This window comes from Seramator thermalis (genome assembly GCF_004138125.1).
In the GTDB taxonomy this organism is placed as follows: Bacteria; Bacteroidota; Bacteroidia; order Bacteroidales; family Dysgonomonadaceae; genus Seramator; species Seramator thermalis.
The window spans coordinates 450,530-469,302 of sequence record NZ_RXHS01000001.1 but is presented as its reverse complement, the minus strand read 5'-3'; the positions used below and the strand labels follow the sequence as shown (position 1 = coordinate 469,302).

The following is an 18,773-nucleotide window of genomic DNA, read 5'->3' as shown; positions in this document are numbered from 1 at the left end:
GGTGGTTGCAGACGACGACCTTGATAGGCTGCAGGTGTAAAGGCGGTAACGTCAAAGCCGAGCAGTACTAATAACCCGAAAACTTTCTTACAAAGAGCCGGAAAAGGAAGGGTTTGATAAATCTTTTTAGCGGATCGAAAAAGGCGGACTGTAAGTCTTTTTGTTTTACTTTTTACATCATGTTTAATGAAACAGTGCAGCCGTGACGGGCTGTGAACTTATTAAGGTGGTTATAGCGTTGGGGATCCACCTCTTCCCATTCCGAACAGAGAAGTTAAGCCCAATTGCGCCGATGGTACTGCGAAACCATGTGGGAGAGTAGGTAGCCGCCGTCTTATCGACAAGCCCCCGATGTTATATCGGGGGCTTTGTCGTGTTTATTGACTGTCAATCCGTCTTTTTATAATTTTCGGAGTGTTTCGTCCAAGAACGTGAGTTTTTCGTTTCCTGCTTCTTTGATTACGAACGTATTCTCGATGCCAACGGCTCCGATGCCCGGCAAAACAAATTTTGGCTCATCGGGAGGCTTAACCCAAAAAACAAATAAGATAAGGATTGTACAATTTCTAAAAAATGCGGGTATATTTGTGGCAATAAGGTTTAGTTCCCTTATGTTCGTAGTACTGTTGATGATAATTTTCGGCTTTCCAGAAAGTGGAAGCAGGTTTGAGCATCGTTGCAACGACATACCCTTTTTCATTGAGGATTTGGATGTATTTTTCAGCCAACTGTTTTTCATCGGACGAAGAGTAGAAAATGCACGAACGATATTGTGGACCGATATCGGGACCTTGTCCGTCGGTCTGGGTGAAATCGTGTGTTTCGAAAAACAATTTCAATAAGTTTTCGTATGATGTTTTTTCGGGATCGTAAATCACTTCGGTCGTTTCGAAATGGCCGGTATTTTTCTGACATACCTGTTCATAAGTGGGATGATCGACATGCCCTCCCATAAAACCTACATTTGTTTTGACTACTCCTGGTGCTTTCATAAAAAAATATTCTGTTCCCCAAAAACAACCCGACGCGAAGTAAGCTTTCTTAAGTTCACTTTCTGACTTGGCAGGTATAAATTTCAGAGATATGGAATTGACGCAATGACGAGTTTGTTTTAGCGTGAATCCTTCGTTCAAAAAAACATGGCCCAAATGTGCTCCACAATTGGCACATACAATCTCGGTACGCTGTCCGCCGGCATCAAGAATACGTTTTACGGCTCCTTCGATTTCATCGTCGAACGAAGGCCATCCACAATGCGAATCAAATTTGTCGGACGATCGATAAAGTGGGGCGTTGCATCGTTTGCAAACGTAAGTCCCTTCTTCTTTATTATTAATATATTCACCTGTGTAAGGCATTTCGGTTGCTTTGTAAACAATGACGCGCTCTTCTTCGGGTGTGAGTTGATTGAATTTCATTTTTTGTTGAGTTTTAGTGTTATTTTGTGCACACATCGAAAACGATGTACAAATGAGCGTTATATATAAAATGATTCGATTCATGCTCTTATAACAATCCATAATCGATTTTGACGGATAACGGTCATTTGTTGAATAGAGATTTTACGAAACTAAAAGGCTTTCTGTTTTCCAAATATGAAAAATTCGTGTCGTGGGAAAATGCTTCTCTTTCAAAGCAAATATTCCGATACCCTTCGTAACGGTTTTTATATTGTAAGCATCTGACAATCCATTCGAAAATATACCAGATATAGAATCCGACAATGAGCAGTTCGAGCATTTGACGGGTATGAATGGATTCGTGGTTCAATATCCTCTGATCAAGTTTCGGACCGTCTTTTCTAACAAAAACAATCCCGAATAGATTTATAGCATGAAATCCTTTTAAAGGGATAAAATTAGAATAAATTATTTTCATCAAACCTGTTTATTGGGTTTATGACGATCAAAGGTAATATGGTATTGTTTAGTTTCGTATCTTTGCAGTCTTAAAAAACATCAATACTTCGTATGGATATGAATCAAAAATTTTCGTCGGAACTTCCTTATAAAGTTGCCGACCTTTCACTCGCCGATTTTGGGAGAAAAGAAATAGAAATAGCGGAACACGAAATGCCCGGATTAATGTCGGTGCGTAAAAAATATTCTCAGGAGAAACCACTGAAAGGAGCACGCATCACAGGTTCGCTGCATATGACCATTCAAACGGCAGTACTTATCGAAACGCTGGTTGAATTGGGCGCTGATGTGCGTTGGGCAAGTTGCAATATTTTTTCGACGCAGGATCATGCTGCTGCCGCAATTGCTGCTGCAGGTATACCGGTTTTTGCATGGAAAGGCGAAACGCTCGAAGAATACTGGTGGTGTACCGAGATGGCTTTGCGATTTCCGGAGGGCAAAGGCCCCAATCTGATTGTGGATGACGGTGGGGATGCTTCTCTTCTTGTTCATATGGGATATAAGGCCGAGAATGATCCCAAGACGATCGGCAGGAAGGGCGAAAATCACGAAGAACAGGTGATTTTGGATACCCTCAATCGAATCCTGAAAGAAGATAACGGGCGTTGGCATCGCACAGTTGCCGAATTGAAAGGTATTTCGGAAGAAACCACCACAGGCGTTCATCGTCTGTATCAGATGATGGAGCGTGGCGAATTGTTGGTTCCTGCTATTAATGTTAACGATTCGGTTACGAAATCAAAATTTGACAATTTGTATGGTTGTCGCGAATCATTGGCTGATGGCATTAAAAGGGCAACGGATGTGATGATTGCGGGAAAAGTAGTTGTCATTTTAGGTTATGGCGACGTGGGTAAAGGCTGTGCCAAGTCGATGCGTTCGTATGGAGCTCGTGTGCTGGTTACCGAAATCGATCCGATCTGTGCTCTACAGGCTGCCATGGAAGGGTTTGAAGTAACCACGATGGAAGAAGCCGTTAAAGAAGGCAATATCTTCGTTACCACAACCGGAAATTGTGATGTGATAACGATAGAACATATGGAACAAATGAAAGATCAAGCCATAGTTTGCAATATAGGGCATTTCGATAACGAAATTCAGGTGGACAAACTTATCAGTTATCCCGGCATCCGGCATACCAATATCAAGCCGCAAGTTGACAAATATACTTTCCCGAAAGGAAATTCATTGTTTTTGCTTGCCGAAGGCCGTTTGGTAAATTTAGGATGTGCAACGGGTCATCCTTCGTTTGTGATGAGTAATTCGTTTACCAATCAAACGTTGGCACAAATCGATTTGTGGAAAAATAATTACAAGGTAGGTGTTTATCGATTGCCAAAATATCTCGACGAAGAAGTGGCTCGTCTGCATCTGGAACAAATTGGCGTAAAATTGACGAAACTTACTCCAAAACAGGCCGATTATATTGGAGTGAGCATCGACGGGCCCTTCAAACCCGAACATTATCGGTATTGATAAAGATTGAATTCGCGAAAAAATGCGTAAATAATGAATTTAATTTTTGGAAATTTAAAATAAAGGCTATACCTTTGCACTCGCTTTTGCAAGAAAGCAATTAGGTCGATTCGCTAGCTCAGCAGGTAGAGCACATCCCTTTTAAGGATGGGGTCCTGGGTTCGAGCCCCAGGCGGATCACACCAGTTAAGTCCACTCACAAAGTGGGCTTTATTATTTTTTACCTGTGACTTACAAAAATCGGATATAAAATTCCGATCTTCGCGATCTATAAAGGCTTAATTTCTTTGGGGAGAGAAATTTATTTTCTTCTCGTGATTATTGTCAGAAAAACGATAACATTAACGATTTCCAGACGGCCTAGCAGCATATTGATAGAAAGCAAGTATTTGGCTGTATCGGGTAGTCCCGCATAATTTCCTAATGAACTAACCCCCCCAAATCCCGGTCCTACATTTCCAATGGTTGCTATTGAAGCAGAAAAGGATGTTATGCCATCAATGTTCATGGCGGTCAAAAGTAATGCCACGACTGAAAAGGTGAGAATGTAAAGTAAAATAAAAACAACCGTCTGTAATTCCACTTCGTTGCTAATTGTTATTTCATCGACTTTGACGGAATACACACCGTTGGGATGTTTTGCCAATTTGAGTTGTTTGATCAGTGATTGAAAAAACAGATATACCCGGTCGAATTTTAATCCGCCGGAAGTGGATCCTACCATTCCACACTGGATTGTGTAATAGATAAGAATTAGAATCGAAAATATGGGCCAGTTAGGCGTGTCGGCTGTGGCAAATCCTGTGGTTGTTGCTAACGAAATAACCTGAAATGAAGCATATCTGAGAGAGTTATCGAAATCATAAGTATGTTCATGTGTCAGTTGCAGAGCCACAAGTAAAATTCCGATGAAAATGACTATGATATAAGTTCGAGTAATTTTCGAAGTGAAAATATTGAATTTTTTACCCAGTATGGTGGCATAAATAAGCCCGAAGTGAATGCTGCTAAGAATCATGAAAAACATGATGGTTATTTCGATCCAGATATTGTTATAATATGCAATACTCAGATTTTTTGTAGAAAAACCGCCGGTAGCTACTGTTGCAAAAGAATGACAGATAGCATCGAACCATTCCATACCGAGAAGTTTTAACAAAACTGTTTCCAAAAGCACAAGGCTACAATATACAATGACAATGATATTGCCTATTTCTTTTGTTTTTGTTTTGAAGTTCATCATCGATAGACCCGAGACCTCCGAATGATAAATACTCGACTGAATTCCTCTTTTATCAGGGAGAATAAGTAAAACAAAAAGAATAATACCTGCTCCACCTATGAAATGAGTGGATGCGCGCCAGAAAAGTAAGCCTTTAGGTAAGACTTCTATGTCGTTTAAGATGGTAGATCCGGTCGTGGTAAATCCTGATACGCTCTCGAATACGGCATTGGCAAATGAAAATTCGCCTCCCCATAAAAAATAGGGTATTGTGCCAATGAGACATGTGATGATCCAACCCAATACACTGATTGACAATCCTTCATGAAAACTTACTTCGTCTGGTGTTTCAACGAATACTTGAGGAAGAGTTCCGAGAATAGTGCACATAAATGCACTAAACAGCAATGGGACAAAAGATGTTTCGTGTAAATATAAAGATATACCTGCAGAGATAAAAAGAAAAATTGCATTGAATAGCAAAACAAATCCCAAGTATTTGATAATAATTTTAGCTTTCATCTCGGATCATTCATTTTGACTTCTGCTCCGTTGCAGACGGAGAATCATTTTGTTAATTTCTTTCTCGAGTTCTTTGATTTCGTCTTTCGAATTGATTTTGCTGTTCAGATTATATTGTTCGGGGTAAAAAGAAGATACGGCTTCTGTTATTTTTTTGATAGGCGAAACAAAATATTCGTTGATAAAAAAGTTGAGTATAATAGAAAACAAAATGGCGGCAATAATGGATACCAAAGCAGGCATAATTGCTCTTTTCGAACGTTGGCTGACGAATGATGCCTGACTAATGATATTTTCTTGATTGTGTTTTACAAAAACATCAACCGCACTCTTTACAGAAGAAAACAATGGATGAATCTCGGTCAGATAAAGTTTGTTTCTTTCATCGAGTGGAATTGAATTTGCTTTTCGACATGCTGTCAACACCGAAGAATGAAATTTTTGATATTCCTCATCAATTGTCAGGAGATAATCTTTCCCCTCTTTCTCGATTGCACTTGCGGTAGTTTCTGCAATAATTTTTTGGATGGTAGAATCGGATTCGGATATGATTTTCATCCCCTCTTCCATATTTCCAGCCAAAAACATCAGTAGTCCTGTATTTTCGTGCTCCAGAGACTCGAGTATCGATTTAGATTGTTTGATCGATGCGTATTTGTTTTTGATGATTTGGTCTGCCGAGCTGCTTACCTTTTTAAATTCTGAGAGTGACATCAAACCTGCTACGATCAACATAAAGATCAGTAATGCAAAACTGAATGTAATTTTGGTTTTGAGCGATAACATTTTATTATTGTATGTTTGATTCAAAAATATGAATTGAGACGACCTGCAAAATTACATTTTTTATTTTATCCGTATATCTTTTCGAAACAGTTTCTGCCCAAAACAGAAACGGGATAATGCAAGATGCTTTATCCCGTTTAGAATAAGAGTTGTAAATAGAATTTTATTGTTTTGTTAATGCTATAAAATCGCGATCAGTATGGTATTTGGCAAATTCCAGATCGTTAGCAGCTCGTTTAGCCATTGATTTATCACGAATAATGGCAGTTTGCAGGTTCGACAAAACTTCAGCGTATTTGTTAGTGCGTGCTGCAATCACAGCCTGCAAGTACGCTGTTGTTGCATCGGGATTGGTAATGTTAACTAATGTTTCTGAAGCGCGGCTGTAATCCTTAATGAGCAATTGAGCCAATGCCGCATTGTTGCTTTTTGTATTGCCAAAAGCGGCTACAGCCTTGTTGTAGTCTCCATTTTTCAGATAAAGCAAGCCTAATGCCCCATCAATATCTTTGGCCTGCGATGCTTTTCCCAATAGTTCTTCGGCTTTGTCATTTTCGTTGTTCAACAAAGCGATAAGAGCCATATTCATGTTTGCTTCGGGAGCATCGGGCGCTACTTGAATAGCACGTTGGAAAGCCTGTTGAGCTTTAGATATCTCACCTCTTTCATAGAAAAGTGTGCCAATGTTGTTCCATCCTCTATAATCTTGAGGAAAGTTAACAGTAACGTATTGATAAATGCGTTCTTTTTGTGCAGGATCATCGGTGAGCGTAGTAGCATACAACAATTCTTCCACCGACAGTTTTTGGGGATCATTTTCCCAAAACGACATGATTTCTTCGTCGGTTTTTCCAATAATTTCGATGTTGGCAATCAGTCGCGAACGCCGCAATTGAGGCAGTATGGTTTCGGCTAATTCTTCATAAACAAACGATATGTTTTTTATCTCTTGTTCGCGTGTTTCCGGATCGGGATACATTTCGAGTACACGAAGGATAAGATCTTTGTCTTGGAGGTCAGAAGCTTGAACCAATTGTCTGAAACCCTCCCAGTCTTCAGCTGTATAATGTGCATTTACCTCTGTGTCTATATTTTTCTTCTTCAATTCTTTTTCGAGGTATTCGGTCGTATTTTTCTCACGCTCGGCTGCAAGTTTTTCATTTAGAGAAACTCCACCGTCAGGTGATGCATAAGCCGAAACTTCTATATAGATATTTTGTTTTGGATCTTTGTAGGCTTCCTCAACGCGTTTTTTCCACGCGGCAAGTCCTTCCTTATTGAGTTCGCTTTGGCGAAGCGCTGCATTTTGAATCAAGAAAAGAATATTCGCATCTTGGGTTTGTTTGATGATTTTTTGGAATCCATCGTCGGCAACCGAAGGTTTGGTTGACAATGCACTTGCCAAAGTGGAGGTAGCTATAACGCCATTAGCCACTTTTATCTCGGGCAATTTTACCGGTTTGTTTTTAATCTTTGCGTCAAAACGCACGAAAAGTTCTGAAACATTCATTTCGGGTTGATAAGGAAATGAAAAAATCATCGTAAAGTTTCCGCCTCTGTCTTTCGGAATTACCGTGGCATTTCCGGCCACTTTTTCACCTTGAAAAGTATAGGCTGTTGATTCGGATTCTTTGTTTTCGGCATATTTTAAAACAGGGGTAATCGATACGGTTGCATTCGCATTAAACCACTTTTCGGGAAAAATACCATTCACAGTAACCGGAATCTTATTTCCTACAGTTTCGAGGGGTGAGGGTGTTACTGCAAAGTTGGATTGCTTGAGTGGTTTCAGACTTGAGCAAGAAACCCCCAAAAAAGAAATAAACAACAGAATCGCAAGCGATTCATAGATAAGTTTTCTTTTCATGACGAACGTATTTATGATTTGTATTTAATATTTTCTCAAAACCGAATGCAAATCTATTTATTTTCTTTTTAAAACGAAATTAATTAACCATTTTAAAGTGTAGATCAACCGGTATGTGTATTTACATCCGGGCATTCAGAGAGTTTTTCGATTTCGAAAAGAATTTACATTGAATCCTAACATTTTTAAAGTTTCGGCAATTGTCGGATCTGCATTGACTACCGTATAGGCTACGTATTCACGCCGCAGCGGATAGTTCGATCTGAAACGGTAAAAATCTTCAGGATTCGATTTGAGTGCTTCTGTTTCTTTCATCGGATTGTAGGTATGCCACACCGCAGTAGGCAATTGTTCTTCAGGCGGAACATGTTGCAAATCGATAATTGGTTGATCGGGGTCGGGAATCTTTTGAAACGGTATGGGATCGATGCCTAATTTAAAGTAATCGTTCACGTTCTCAAGTGTCATTTTGGTGGCTGTCCATTTGCCGTCAGCCGAATAACCCGCGATATGCGGTGTCGCTATATCTACTTTTCGAAGTAGATCCAAATCGATATTGGGCTCATTTTCCCAACAATCTATCACCGATGCCGAGATTAAATGTTCATAGATGGCTTTCCCCCATGCTTGATTGTCAACAACTGCTCCGCGACAGGAATTAATAATAACCGGTTGTTTACGTAATGAACGAAAAAACTCGAAATCCACCAAGTGATATGTGGGGTATTTCCCGTTTTTTGTCAAAGGAACATGTAATGTAATGATGTCCGCTTCGTTTTTAATCGTATTGAGAGAAACGAATTTTTGTTTCCCTTCTCGTTCTTCGCGAGGTGGGTCGTTGAGAAGTACTTTCATGCCAAGTTTTCGACAAGCGGCTTCCACACGACTTCCCACATTCCCCACGCCGACAATTCCGATAGTTTTATCTTTTAATTCGCATCCTTGTTTCCGAGCGATGTAAAGCAAAGAGGCAGTAACATATTGTTCGACCGAATTGGAATTGCATCCGGGTGCTGTGCGCCAGGCTATGTTGTGGGCATCACAATAGGCCGTGTCGATATGATCGTATCCGATAGTAGCCGAACATATCAGTTTCACACTGCTCCCTTCGAGAATTTCTTTCCCGAAATGGGTTACAGTACGCACTATCAAGACATCCTTGTCTTTGATTTTTTCTTTGCTAAATTCATTGCCCGGCAAATATTCTACTTCGCCAAACAATTCGATTACACCTTTCAGGTAAGGTATATGAGCGTCCGCAAGAATTTTCATTCAGTTTGATTTGACGATAAATATTCATGCATCGATTTTGCCGCTTTTCTACCGTCGCCCATTGCGAGGATTACGGTTGCCCCACCGCGAACGATATCTCCTCCGGCAAATATGGTTTTTACTGCAGATTGCATGGTGTCGTTATTCACAACAATAGTTCCGCGTGACGTTACTTCGATACCCGAAAAAGATTGTGGAATAAGAGGATTTGGCGAAACACCAACGCTCACTATTACTTCATCCACATCTATCCATACCGTGTCTCCTTCTATGGCAACGGGACTGCGACGTCCGGAGGCGTCAGGGTCGCCTAATTTCATACGCTGAAGGAGCATCCGTTGAACGCGGCCGTTTGCATCGCTTTCATATTTAATGGGATTATGCAGGGTTAGAAATTCTATGCCTTCTTCCTTGGCGTGTTTTATCTCTTCAATTCGGGCAGGCATTTCTTCTTCCGAGCGACGATAAACGATCATCGCCTTTTCGGCCCCGAGACGCCGTGCCGTACGAACGGCATCCATGGCGGTATTGCCTCCACCAATTACGGCAACCTTTTTACCTAAATGTATGGGCGTATCGCTTTCGGGGTCAGCCGCTTGCATGAGGTTGATACGCGTCAGGTATTCGTTGCACGACATCACTCCGTTGAGATTCTCACCCGGAATATTCATAAAGTTGGGTAATCCCGCACCACTGCCAACGAAGATACCTCGAAAACCTTCCGCTACGAGATCCTCTTGCAGGATAGTTTTTCCGACTATGCAATTTGTCAAGAATTTAACTCCCATTTTTTTAAGTACGTCAATTTCAAAATCTACGATTTCGTTGGGAAGGCGAAATTCGGGGATTCCGTAGCGGAGTACTCCGCCCAATTCGTGCAGAGCCTCGAAAACCGTTACATCATATCCCATCTTGGCCATGTCCCCGGCAAATGAAAGTCCGGCCGGACCTGAGCCTACAACTGCTATTTTGATGCCGTTAGCCGGAGCAACATCGGGAATCGATATTTGTCCGCTATTGCGTTCGTAGTCTGCGGCAAAACGTTCGAGATAACCAATGGCAACGGGCTCTTTCTTTAGTTTGAGGGTGTAAAAACATTTGCTCTCGCATTGGCGCTCTTGGGGACAAACACGACCGCAAACTGCAGGCAAGGCGCTGGTTTCCTTTAATGTTTTGGCGGCTTCGAGAATTTCTCCGCGTTCGATATTTTTGATAAATTTCGGAATATTGATTTCAACGGGACATCCTGTTATGCAAGTTGGGTCCACGCAATCGAGGCAACGATGTGATTCGCCAATTGCTTGCTCGAGACTAAGCCCCAGATTGACTTCGTCGTATGTGTGACAACGGATTTCGGGAGGAACTTCCGGCATTTTCACTCGGGGCAAATCGGTTCGATCCTTATTTTTCATCGATTTTCGCAGGGTTTCGCGCCATTCTTGCGCACGTTCTGCCTTTAAATATTCATTATTCATTGTATGTTATGGATAGTTTACTTATGAATTTGTGTTTATTTTCTTTAGTATTTTTTTAATTGTATGCTTTCAGGCGCATCAGCATTTCGTCGAAATCGACTTGATGCGCATCGAATTCGGGGCCATCGACACATACGAAGCGTGTTTTTCCTCCCACCGTAACGCGGCATGCTCCACACATCCCGGTACCGTCAACCATGATCGTGTTGAGCGAGGCTATGGTTGGCACGTCATATTTTTTTGTTAATTCGGAAACAAATTTCATCATGATGGCGGGCCCGATTGTCACGCACAAATCAACTTTTTCGCGTTGAATGACATTCTCAACGCCATTGGTTATCAACCCTTTTTCGCCATACGAACCATCGTCTGTCATAATGATGACTTCATCGGAAAACTTACGAACCTGCTCTTCCAGAATTATTAGTTCCTTTGTGCGCGCAGCCAAAACGGAAATTACTTTGTTCCCTGCTTTTTTCATCCCTTCTATGATAGGAAGCATTGGCGCAACTCCAACACCGCCACCGGCACAAAGTACTGTCCCGAAATTTTCGATGTGCGTAGCTTTACCCAAGGGGCCTACTAAATCGGTTACATAATCTCCAATATTGAGTTGGCAGAGTTTTTCGGAGGATTTGCCTACACGTTGGATAACCAGAGTGATTGTTCCTTTTTGAGGATCTGCAGCTGCAATTGTGTAAGGAACGCGTTCTCCTTTTTTCCCGACTCTGACGATGACAAAATGTCCCGGTTTCCTGCTTTTTGCAATAAGTGGAGCTTCGATTTCGAACTTTACGACTTTATCGGATAAGCCTTCTTTTCCTACAATTTTGTTCATGATCTTGTGTTGTTTCTTTCAGTGTGTTTAATAATCTTGCAAAAATACAGAATTTTTGACGATCGAGAAATTCAAATTTCAATAATATTGATCAATGAAGGATAATTTGTACTTCGTCTTATTTTTTTATCATGGATATTGCAATATAACTCAATGACCTTGAAAAGACGCAATAAAATTTGGTTAGATTAAACCAAAATCGTAATTTTGTGTCAAAGGACAACCAAAAGTAAAATTTTTTGAGATGATACTCGGGGTTGACTGGTTTTGACAGCGAGTAGAAGAGGTTTGTAAGCATGCAGTGCGTTGACAGTTAGCACTTTAATCTCAAATGTCGAACAATTAACTGGCAATAACAATTATGCTCTTGCTGCTTAATCGAAGTATAGTAGATTGAAGCTTAATCCCGGCACAGGTGTTGGGACAAGACATCACCCGGAAGCTGTGGCTTCGAAGCGTTCCGAAACGGTGGTGCAGATAAATCGGAGATAGGACAGGCGAGGCTTTGGCGCCTATCTGAAACAAAAAAGCTAAGGAAAAAGTTGGTAGCTTCTGCCTTACTTTTTCTCGAAAAATCAAGAGAAGATAAGCATGTAGAAAGCAAATTGCTTCCTCGTTTGGACGAGGGTTCGAGTCCCTCCAACTCCACTTTGAATAGTTTTAACTGGTGATTGAGGTTTCAATTACCAGTTTTTTTTGAGAAAAAATTAGAATCTGAGATTTTTATTGATCGGTATTTTTTCCTTAGAAAATATCTTCTCTTGGGTACTTTTCTTCAACTTTACTAAACAGAAATGAAATAAGCGTCCCGATTGCAAAGAAAACGACGCACAGGAAAAATGCCATTCCGAAACTTAGCCTCGTAGCGGCGAGCTGCTCAGGTGCAAAAGCCGGAAACACCACTGTTGGAAAAATTGCCAGCGATGAGCCTATCACCATTCCCAGAATGAAATGATACATTTCGGAGTAGTAACGTTTGAAAAGATAAGCCGCCAGTTTTGCGAAAGCAAGTACACACAGGATAAAACCTATAAGTAGAGGAATGATTACTGCAAAATCGAAATCTTTGATCCCCGTTGCCATCTTATCGTATAACCCAAAGTATATCAGGAAATTGGATGGACTCATTCCCGGTACGATCACCCCCAGTCCGATTAGTGCTCCGGAAGCGGCCCAAATTAATAAATTAGGTGAAACTTCTGTAAATTGCCGACCACCATATATCATCAAAAGAAAAATAAATGCTGTCGAAAGTAGAAATATAAGCATATCGCGCCATGATCGACCTTCTTTTCCCGCCGTTTTGTATAGCGAAGGGAAAGTTCCTGCCACGAATCCGATAAATAGACAGATAAATTCGGCCGCATATACGCCAAAAGCTTTTTCGACCAAAATCGAAAATAAAACGATGCCAATCGCTCCGCCGATAATCACAGGTATGAAATAGAGGACGTTTTCGATGAAATGTTTTTTTAAATCGGATAAAAATCGTATCAGACGGTCATAAATTCCCAGAATAACTGCCAGAACCCCACCAGACAAGCCCGGAAGAATGAAGCCGATGCCCACAATAACTCCTTTTATCAATCTTATGAACCAGTCAATGATCGGAGTCGGTTTTTTCCCTTCTATTTTTGAATTCATATTGTCAATCGAAATTTTCCAAAGTGCAAAAGTACATCAATATTTTTATTCGATGGATGATATTTTCAGTTGTTTTTTACAAATTCGAACTATCTTCTCAGTTATCTATCTTCTACAAATAGATACGTATAAAGTTTTTAAAGTGATTTCACCAAAAATTAGGCAATTATGAAACTTTGATGTATACTTTGTTGTTAAAACAAAAAAATCCGATCTTATGAAAAACAGAAAACCTTCGGTAGCAGGCCAATTCTATCCTGACGATCCAAAACAACTGAAGACAGTGGTCGAAACCTATCTGGGAATAGCAGAACCACGTAAAGTGCAAAAGGTGAGGGCTCTCATTAGTCCACATGCAGGCTATGTTTTTTCGGGGAGAGTTGCAGCGTCAGCTTTTAATCAACTCGAAGAAGATCGACAATACGAAAACGTTTTTATACTTGCGTCATCTCATCATTATCAATTTGAAAAGGCATCGGTTTATTGTGATGGGAATTTTGAGATGCATTATGGTGAGGAAAAAGTGAATTGCGATATAGGTAGAAAACTTGTTTCGGATTTTCCCGATGTGTTTACGAATGAAATTGCTCCACACACAAATGAACATGCCATTGAGGTGCAGTTGCCTTTTTTGCATTACAAGCTGAAAAATGAATTTCAAATCGTTCCGATTGTTATAGCTGCTTCAAAGCCGGAGACTTGCTCTCGTATTGCCGAAGCTCTTAAACCTTACTTCACCGAAAACAATTTGTTTGTCGTTAGTACAGATTTTTCTCATTATCCTCATTATCAAGCGGCTAAACAGGTGGATACTGCCACAAAAGATGCCATAACGTCAAATAATCCACAAATTCTCATTGATACTTTAATCGAAAATCGGAAGAAACGTATTCCAAATCTACTTACGAGTTTGTGTGGATGGACTTCGGTCCTCACTCTCTTGCATTTGACTCACTCAGACTCCTCCCTTCATTATCAAGCTATCGATTACCGAAATTCGGGTGATGAACGAAACTACGGTGATCGTCGCGAAGTGGTCGGATATTGGGCGATAGTTGTTTGTCAACAGGCTGATCTCAATCAAAACGATGAGTTTTATTTAACCAACGAAGATAAGAAAACTCTGTTGGCGGAAGCGCGAAACAGCATAAAGTCTCTTTTTGGCCACGAGGCGAATAAAATAGATATCGGCTCATGCTCTCAAGCTATTTATTCGCATTGTGGAGCTTTTGTTACCTTACACAAACACGGGCAACTGAGAGGTTGCATCGGAATGATAGAAAGCGAAAATCCATTAATTCACACAATACGCCAAATGGCTGTTTCTGCAGCCATTCACGATTACCGCTTCCCACCGGTTGCCGAGCATGAACTCGAACAAATTGAAATAGAAATATCTGTGCTTTCGCCATTAAAAAAAATTGATGATATTTCTCAAATTGTGCTTGGCAAGCACGGAATTTATTTGCGAAAAGGTTCGGCAAGTGGTGTGTTTTTACCACAAGTCGCCGATGAGACAGGATGGAATTTGGAACAGTTTCTGGGCCATTGTGCCCGTGATAAGGCCGGAATTGGATGGGATGGTTGGCGGCAATCTGATATTTATATTTTTTCGGCCGTTGTGTTTTCGGAATCGGAGTTCAGAAATTAGCCCCAACTTCCGGCAATTTGCGTATTACAATATGGGCATCTCCCATCTTCTATATGGTTTTTTGTAATGGAAAAACCTTTTCGCTCAATTAATAAATTTCCGCATTGCGGACAATAGGTGTTTTCGCTTTCTGAATGAGGGACATTCCCAATGTAAACATATCTGATTCCGGAGTTTTTCGCGATTTCTCTTGCATTTAAGAGTAATTCTGTGGGAGTAGGCGGAAGATGAGACAATTTATACGCAGGGGAAAAGCGGCTGATATGCAAAGGAGTGTCATCAAATCCGTTGCGTACAAGCCATTCGCACATTTTTTTTATTTTTTCGAGATCGTCATTGAATTCCGGAATAAGAAGAAATGTAATTTCGAGCCAAACGTTTTGTTGTTTTAAGGTCAACAGAGTTTCGAGTACGGTCGAAAGACGTCCTCCGGTGAGTTTTTTGTAGGTCGCCTCGTCGAAACATTTTAGATCGATGTTAGCTGCATTTATCAAAGAGCACAATTCGACCAAAGGATCGTGGTTGATAAAACCATTTGAAACCATAACCGTTTTTATGTCCTTTTCGCGCGACAGTTGAGCAATGTCATACATGTATTCGTAGAATACGGTAGGTTCGGTATATGTAAAAGCAATAGATCCTATATTTTGCGATAAAGCAGCATCCACAATCCTTATTGGTTCGATGTAAGGATGTGCATTTTGAGGCGAAGTTTGCGATATTTGCCAATTTTGGCAGTTTAAACAATGGAAATTGCATCCGGCGGTTGCGAGGGACAAAATCTTGCTACGGGGATAGAAATGAAATAAAGGTTTTTTTTCAATAGGATCAATACCTATTGAACACGGCCGGCCATAGGATAACGAATATAATGTACCATGAATGTTTTTGCGTGCACGGCATAATCCTGACTGTCCCTCCTTCAAAATACATTCGTGAGGACAAAGAATACATTTTATGTTCCCGTTTTCCTCCGGTTTCTGAAATCGGGCTACACAGTTTCGATCGTCAAATTCAGTATAATTCACGTCGCAATTTTTTTCGAAATATAGGAAAAATTTGGGATCCGTGTATAAGGTATCGAAGAAAAAAATTGCGGCTGAAAATCATTTTCAGCCGCAAAACCGGTAGCTTTGATTTTATGGAGAATGTGTTAGTGTACACCCGGCGAGAATCGAACTCGCATCGTCGGAACCGGAATCCGGTATTCTATCCATTGAACTACGGGTGCATTCAGTAAAATTAGTTTTGGAATGAGGTTTTATTCCACCGCAAAGTTATTGAATCTTGTTCAATAAAAGACTTTATTAGTTCAACATTTTCAGCAGATACATACGATTCGTAATCCAAAATAAGAGTAAGATCGTCAGATCCACCTTTAAATTCGGCTTTAATTGGCTCCATGTCAATTAATCGAAGTGCTTTTTCGAAATCGATGTTGTTTTTTTGCGATCGATCAAAAAACATTTCTGCCGAAAGATGAGGCAGAAGGGGCTCAGATTCGATCGGATTCCACTCGGTTGAATAAAATTGAATTTGACTGTCGCATGCTTGTCCACAAACAGTTTTCACAACACATACAATTTTTGTGTTATTAATGAGTGGAAGTAATTTTATCTGAAGAGTTCCTCTGCTCGAGGTTTTTATTTTTAAAAAATCGTCGCTGTAGTTAATCCTTTCAATATTTCCCAATGGATAGGGAATGCTTGTCAGTGCTGTGTCGACGAGTAGCATAATTTTGTCTGCTTCGGAAAATCCCGGCAGAACATATTGAGGCATTGTTTTGAAAAGTTCTCCCATTTTTTGGGCGGAACAGGTGAGTGCAATTAGAAGAAATCCTAAGGGAATAAATCTTTTAATCATTTGATCGTTCAATATCTATAACGTTAATGTTATCATGATTCTCGTTACGTACGATACAAAGATAATACTTTTGTTTCATAACGCCATGAAAAAAGCCACCCTCTATGGGATGGCTTAAGCATTCTTTCGAACAATGTCGTTTCTTACTTTACAGCAGCAGCGGCTTCCTCTGTAGCTTGTTGCAAAGTGTCGGCAGCAGCAGCGGCAGCAGCGGCAGCGATGCTGTCGGCTTGAGCTTGAGCGATGCTGTCTAATCTTGCAACTTCAGCAAGACTGTCAGCTTTAGCTTTTTCAGCTTCAGCCTGTTTGTTACCAGTGCATGATGCAAAACCCAAAGTAGCTACAATAGCTACAAATAATAATACTTTTTTCATCTTTCAATAATTTTAAACGATAAATAAATTTCTTTTTCAAAAACGCAGCAAAGATATATGATTTATATGTTATACAACATATTTAACGTTATAAATTATCTAAAAAACAAGCCGTATTAGTATTGTTTAACTTTTTCGGGGCGATTATTGGTAAATAAACCGTTTGATGCTTTGTTTAGGAGTCATTTCAAAATCATTTTCCATGAGTTCTATCTTGCTGATTTTTTCGTAGTTAGCAAGATGTTTGTTTAGCGTGTTGAGATTATCTACCATGATGTTATCGAGCATCTCGCGAGGAATATCGGCTTCTTTGAGTGACAGGTAATCCGGAAATACAAGTGCTATTAATTTCCCATCCCGACTAATCACCAAACTCTGAGCCACGTAAGGAAGATTGTTCAATCTGGATTCTATTTCTTCAGGAAAAATGTTTTGACCGTTAGGGCCGAGAAGCATGGCTTTGATTCTTCCTTTGATATATAGACAATTGTTTTTATCCATAACGCCCGAATCTCCGGTTTTGAGCCATCCATCTTTGGTGAAAGCAGACGAAGTCGCCTCGGGATTTTTGTAATATCCCAACATCACATTTTCGCCTCGCACCTGGATTTCACCCGGAATATTTTCAGGATCTTCGGAGTCGATTCGTGCCTGCATGATGTCTTTCAAAACTCTGCCACACGATCTCGGTATAAATTCTTGGTGAGGACTGTACGAGATAAGTGGTGCACATTCGGTCATTCCATACCCTACGGTAAATGGAAAACCTATGGCATAAAAGAAATCTTCCACCTCTTTATTGAGCGCAGCTCCACCGATAATTACTTCTCTAAAATTGCCTCCAAGCGAATGGGTAATGTTTTTTTTGATTTGACTATAGATCATGTGCTTTACAACCGGAATCTTCAATATAATTTTCATTATCCGTTTGTTAAGCAGCGGCTGAATACTTTTTTTGTAGATTTTCTCGAGGATAAGTGGCACCGTAATAATAATATGTGGTTTGACTTCCTGTAGAGCCTCGACTAAATTTCGCGGTGTTGGAGGAATGCCAAGCAAAGTAACATGAACTCCTTGGCTAAGAGCATACAAAAAATCGAAAGCACAGCCATAGGCATGAGCCAATGGTAAAAAAGCTAAATCGCGTTCGCCAGGGAAGAGCAGTTTGAGCCGCTGCGCAAAAGTGATGTTGCCTGCAAAATTGTTGGCCGTAAGCATTACACCTTTGCTAAATCCAGTTGTTCCCGACGTATAGTTCAAACAAATCACTTCTTCGTTTCCAATAGTTGGGTACTGAATATCAGACTTGCGAAATCCTTCCGGATACTTTATTTTAAACGAGTCATCCACTTGTTTGCGTATGTCTGCCGAATCCATGTTTTCTCCTTTTATCAGTTCAAAAGATGGAATCGCGAATACGGGGACGTTTATTTTTTGCGAATCTATGTTTTCCCAAATTTGTTTATTAATAAATACAAGCTTCGCTTCGGAGTGATTGATGATATGCTCGATGCTTTCAGGATGAAAATCTGCCAGAATCGGTACAATAACCGCTCCATAAGTAATTGTGGATAGAAAAACGGTTGCCCACGAAGTGTGATTTTTTCCTATAAGAGCTATTTTATCTCCTTTGGCAAGGGACATTTTCTCGAACAAAAGATGTGTGCGTGCAATGGAACGGGCTAAATCGCCATAAGTTAAAAGATTATCGGCGTGGTAATCGCTAAGGGCATTGAGTTCCCAATGTTTTTTGAAACTATTTTCGTAAAGTTTGATGAAGTTTTGTTCTATCATTGCTGCACATTTTTATCTTTTTTGTGCAAAAATAAGTCCTTCTTTTCAAATTGCAAAAGAAAAACCTCAT

The 18,773-nt window shown here is 40.3% G+C and carries 14 protein-coding genes, 2 tRNA genes, 2 rRNA genes and 1 other RNA gene; 6 read left to right on the top strand and 13 right to left on the bottom strand.

Features of this window, described 5'->3' with window-relative positions; translation table 11 throughout:
* A 23S ribosomal RNA gene (locus EJN84_RS02115) occupies positions 1–92 on the top strand; the annotation flags it as partial.
* A gap of 130 nt (positions 93–222) precedes the next feature.
* Positions 223–335 (top strand): 5S ribosomal RNA (rrf, locus tag EJN84_RS02110).
* A 231-nt stretch (positions 336–566) separates the two neighbouring features.
* On the opposite strand, the gene EJN84_RS02100 is transcribed toward rrf, so the two are convergent.
* Positions 567–1,418, bottom strand: coding sequence for a bifunctional methionine sulfoxide reductase B/A protein (locus EJN84_RS02100; protein WP_129593863.1), 852 nt, complete (start codon positions 1,416–1,418; stop codon positions 567–569).
* 558 nt (positions 1,419–1,976) lie between these two features.
* Here EJN84_RS02100 and ahcY point away from each other — a divergent pair.
* On the top strand, positions 1,977–3,395 hold the full coding sequence (gene ahcY / locus EJN84_RS02090) for an adenosylhomocysteinase (RefSeq protein WP_129593889.1): 1,419 nt from the start codon (positions 1,977–1,979) through the stop codon (positions 3,393–3,395).
* A gap of 107 nt (positions 3,396–3,502) precedes the next feature.
* A tRNA-Lys gene (locus tag EJN84_RS02085) sits at positions 3,503–3,575 on the top strand.
* Positions 3,576–3,696: 121 nt separating this feature from the next.
* Here the strand turns inward: EJN84_RS02085 and EJN84_RS02080 are convergent.
* The 6 genes from EJN84_RS02080 to EJN84_RS02055 all read right to left on the bottom strand — a co-directional run bounded on the left by EJN84_RS02080 (position 3,697) and on the right by EJN84_RS02055 (position 11,377).
* Positions 3,697–5,139 (bottom strand): TrkH family potassium uptake protein, encoded by a 1,443-nt coding sequence (locus EJN84_RS02080; RefSeq protein ID WP_129593861.1) that lies wholly within the window; start codon positions 5,137–5,139, stop codon positions 3,697–3,699.
* Between the two features lie 6 nt (positions 5,140–5,145).
* On the bottom strand, positions 5,146–5,925 hold the full coding sequence (locus EJN84_RS02075; RefSeq protein ID WP_129593860.1) for an MCP four helix bundle domain-containing protein: 780 nt from the start codon (positions 5,923–5,925) through the stop codon (positions 5,146–5,148).
* A gap of 163 nt (positions 5,926–6,088) precedes the next feature.
* Positions 6,089–7,792, bottom strand: coding sequence for a tetratricopeptide repeat protein (locus EJN84_RS02070; RefSeq protein WP_129593859.1), 1,704 nt, complete (start codon positions 7,790–7,792; stop codon positions 6,089–6,091).
* Positions 7,793–7,927: 135 nt separating this feature from the next.
* Positions 7,928–9,064, bottom strand: a complete 1,137-nt coding sequence (pdxB, locus tag EJN84_RS02065; RefSeq protein ID WP_129593858.1) for a 4-phosphoerythronate dehydrogenase PdxB — start codon at positions 9,062–9,064, stop codon at positions 7,928–7,930.
* A complete protein-coding gene (gene gltA, locus EJN84_RS02060) occupies positions 9,061–10,539 on the bottom strand; it encodes an NADPH-dependent glutamate synthase (protein ID WP_129593857.1) in 1,479 nt (492 codons plus the stop codon). The genes pdxB and gltA overlap by 4 nt, the downstream gene beginning before the upstream one ends.
* Positions 10,540–10,594: 55 nt before the next feature.
* Positions 10,595–11,377 carry a sulfide/dihydroorotate dehydrogenase-like FAD/NAD-binding protein gene (locus EJN84_RS02055; RefSeq protein WP_129593856.1) on the bottom strand — a complete coding sequence of 261 codons (783 nt, stop codon included), beginning with the start codon at positions 11,375–11,377 and terminating at the stop codon, positions 10,595–10,597.
* 253 nt (positions 11,378–11,630) lie between these two features.
* Here EJN84_RS02055 and ssrA point away from each other — a divergent pair.
* Positions 11,631–12,028: a transfer-messenger RNA gene (gene ssrA / locus EJN84_RS02050) on the top strand.
* Positions 12,029–12,121: 93 nt separating this feature from the next.
* Here ssrA and EJN84_RS02045 read toward each other — a convergent pair.
* Positions 12,122–13,021 (bottom strand): DUF368 domain-containing protein, encoded by a 900-nt coding sequence (locus EJN84_RS02045; RefSeq protein ID WP_129593855.1) that lies wholly within the window; start codon positions 13,019–13,021, stop codon positions 12,122–12,124.
* Positions 13,022–13,238: 217 nt separating this feature from the next.
* Here EJN84_RS02045 and amrB point away from each other — a divergent pair, with 217 nt between their 5' ends.
* Entirely contained in the window at positions 13,239–14,672 is a 1,434-nt protein-coding gene (gene amrB / locus EJN84_RS02040; protein ID WP_129593854.1) for an AmmeMemoRadiSam system protein B, read from the top strand.
* Here amrB and amrS read toward each other — a convergent pair.
* The 5 genes from amrS to EJN84_RS02015 form a co-directional block, all read right to left on the bottom strand.
* Positions 14,669–15,700, bottom strand: a complete 1,032-nt coding sequence (gene amrS, locus EJN84_RS02035; RefSeq protein ID WP_129593853.1) for an AmmeMemoRadiSam system radical SAM enzyme — start codon at positions 15,698–15,700, stop codon at positions 14,669–14,671. The genes amrB and amrS overlap by 4 nt on opposite strands.
* 131 nt (positions 15,701–15,831) lie before the next feature.
* A tRNA-Arg gene (locus EJN84_RS02030) sits at positions 15,832–15,903 on the bottom strand.
* Positions 15,904–15,914: 11 nt separating this feature from the next.
* A complete protein-coding gene (locus EJN84_RS02025; RefSeq protein WP_129593852.1) occupies positions 15,915–16,535 on the bottom strand; it encodes a DUF3256 family protein in 621 nt (206 codons plus the stop codon).
* Positions 16,536–16,678: 143 nt separating this feature from the next.
* The gene (locus tag EJN84_RS02020; RefSeq protein WP_129593851.1) at positions 16,679–16,909 is read right to left on the bottom strand and encodes a hypothetical protein; all 231 of its coding nucleotides are present in this window, start codon (positions 16,907–16,909) and stop codon (positions 16,679–16,681) included.
* 144 nt (positions 16,910–17,053) lie between these two features.
* Positions 17,054–18,703: an AMP-binding protein gene (locus EJN84_RS02015; protein WP_129593850.1), complete on the bottom strand. Its 1,650-nt coding sequence runs from the start codon at positions 18,701–18,703 to the stop codon at positions 17,054–17,056.
* Between the last annotated feature and the right edge of the window lie 70 nt (positions 18,704–18,773).

Bases quoted from the DNA above. Each gene is read 5' to 3' on its own strand.
- EJN84_RS02055 (WP_129593856.1), bottom strand. From the start codon at position 11,377: ATGAACAAAATTGTAGGAAAAGAAGGCTTATCCGATAAAGTCGTAAAG.
- EJN84_RS02045 (WP_129593855.1), bottom strand. From the start codon at position 13,021: ATGAATTCAAAAATAGAAGGGAAAAAACCGACTCCGATCATTGACTGG.
- pdxB (WP_129593858.1), bottom strand. From the start codon at position 9,064: ATGAAAATTCTTGCGGACGCTCATATACCTTACCTGAAAGGTGTAATC.
- EJN84_RS02080 (WP_129593861.1), bottom strand. From the start codon at position 5,139: ATGAAAGCTAAAATTATTATCAAATACTTGGGATTTGTTTTGCTATTC.
- EJN84_RS02025 (WP_129593852.1), bottom strand. From the start codon at position 16,535: ATGATTAAAAGATTTATTCCCTTAGGATTTCTTCTAATTGCACTCACC.
- EJN84_RS02100 (WP_129593863.1), bottom strand. From the start codon at position 1,418: ATGAAATTCAATCAACTCACACCCGAAGAAGAGCGCGTCATTGTTTAC.
- gltA (WP_129593857.1), bottom strand. From the start codon at position 10,539: ATGAATAATGAATATTTAAAGGCAGAACGTGCGCAAGAATGGCGCGAA.
- EJN84_RS02015 (WP_129593850.1), bottom strand. From the start codon at position 18,703: ATGATAGAACAAAACTTCATCAAACTTTACGAAAATAGTTTCAAAAAA.
- amrB (WP_129593854.1), top strand. From the start codon at position 13,239: ATGAAAAACAGAAAACCTTCGGTAGCAGGCCAATTCTATCCTGACGAT.
- EJN84_RS02075 (WP_129593860.1), bottom strand. From the start codon at position 5,925: ATGTTATCGCTCAAAACCAAAATTACATTCAGTTTTGCATTACTGATC.
- ahcY (WP_129593889.1), top strand. From the start codon at position 1,977: ATGAATCAAAAATTTTCGTCGGAACTTCCTTATAAAGTTGCCGACCTT.
- EJN84_RS02070 (WP_129593859.1), bottom strand. From the start codon at position 7,792: ATGAAAAGAAAACTTATCTATGAATCGCTTGCGATTCTGTTGTTTATT.
- EJN84_RS02020 (WP_129593851.1), bottom strand. From the start codon at position 16,909: ATGAAAAAAGTATTATTATTTGTAGCTATTGTAGCTACTTTGGGTTTT.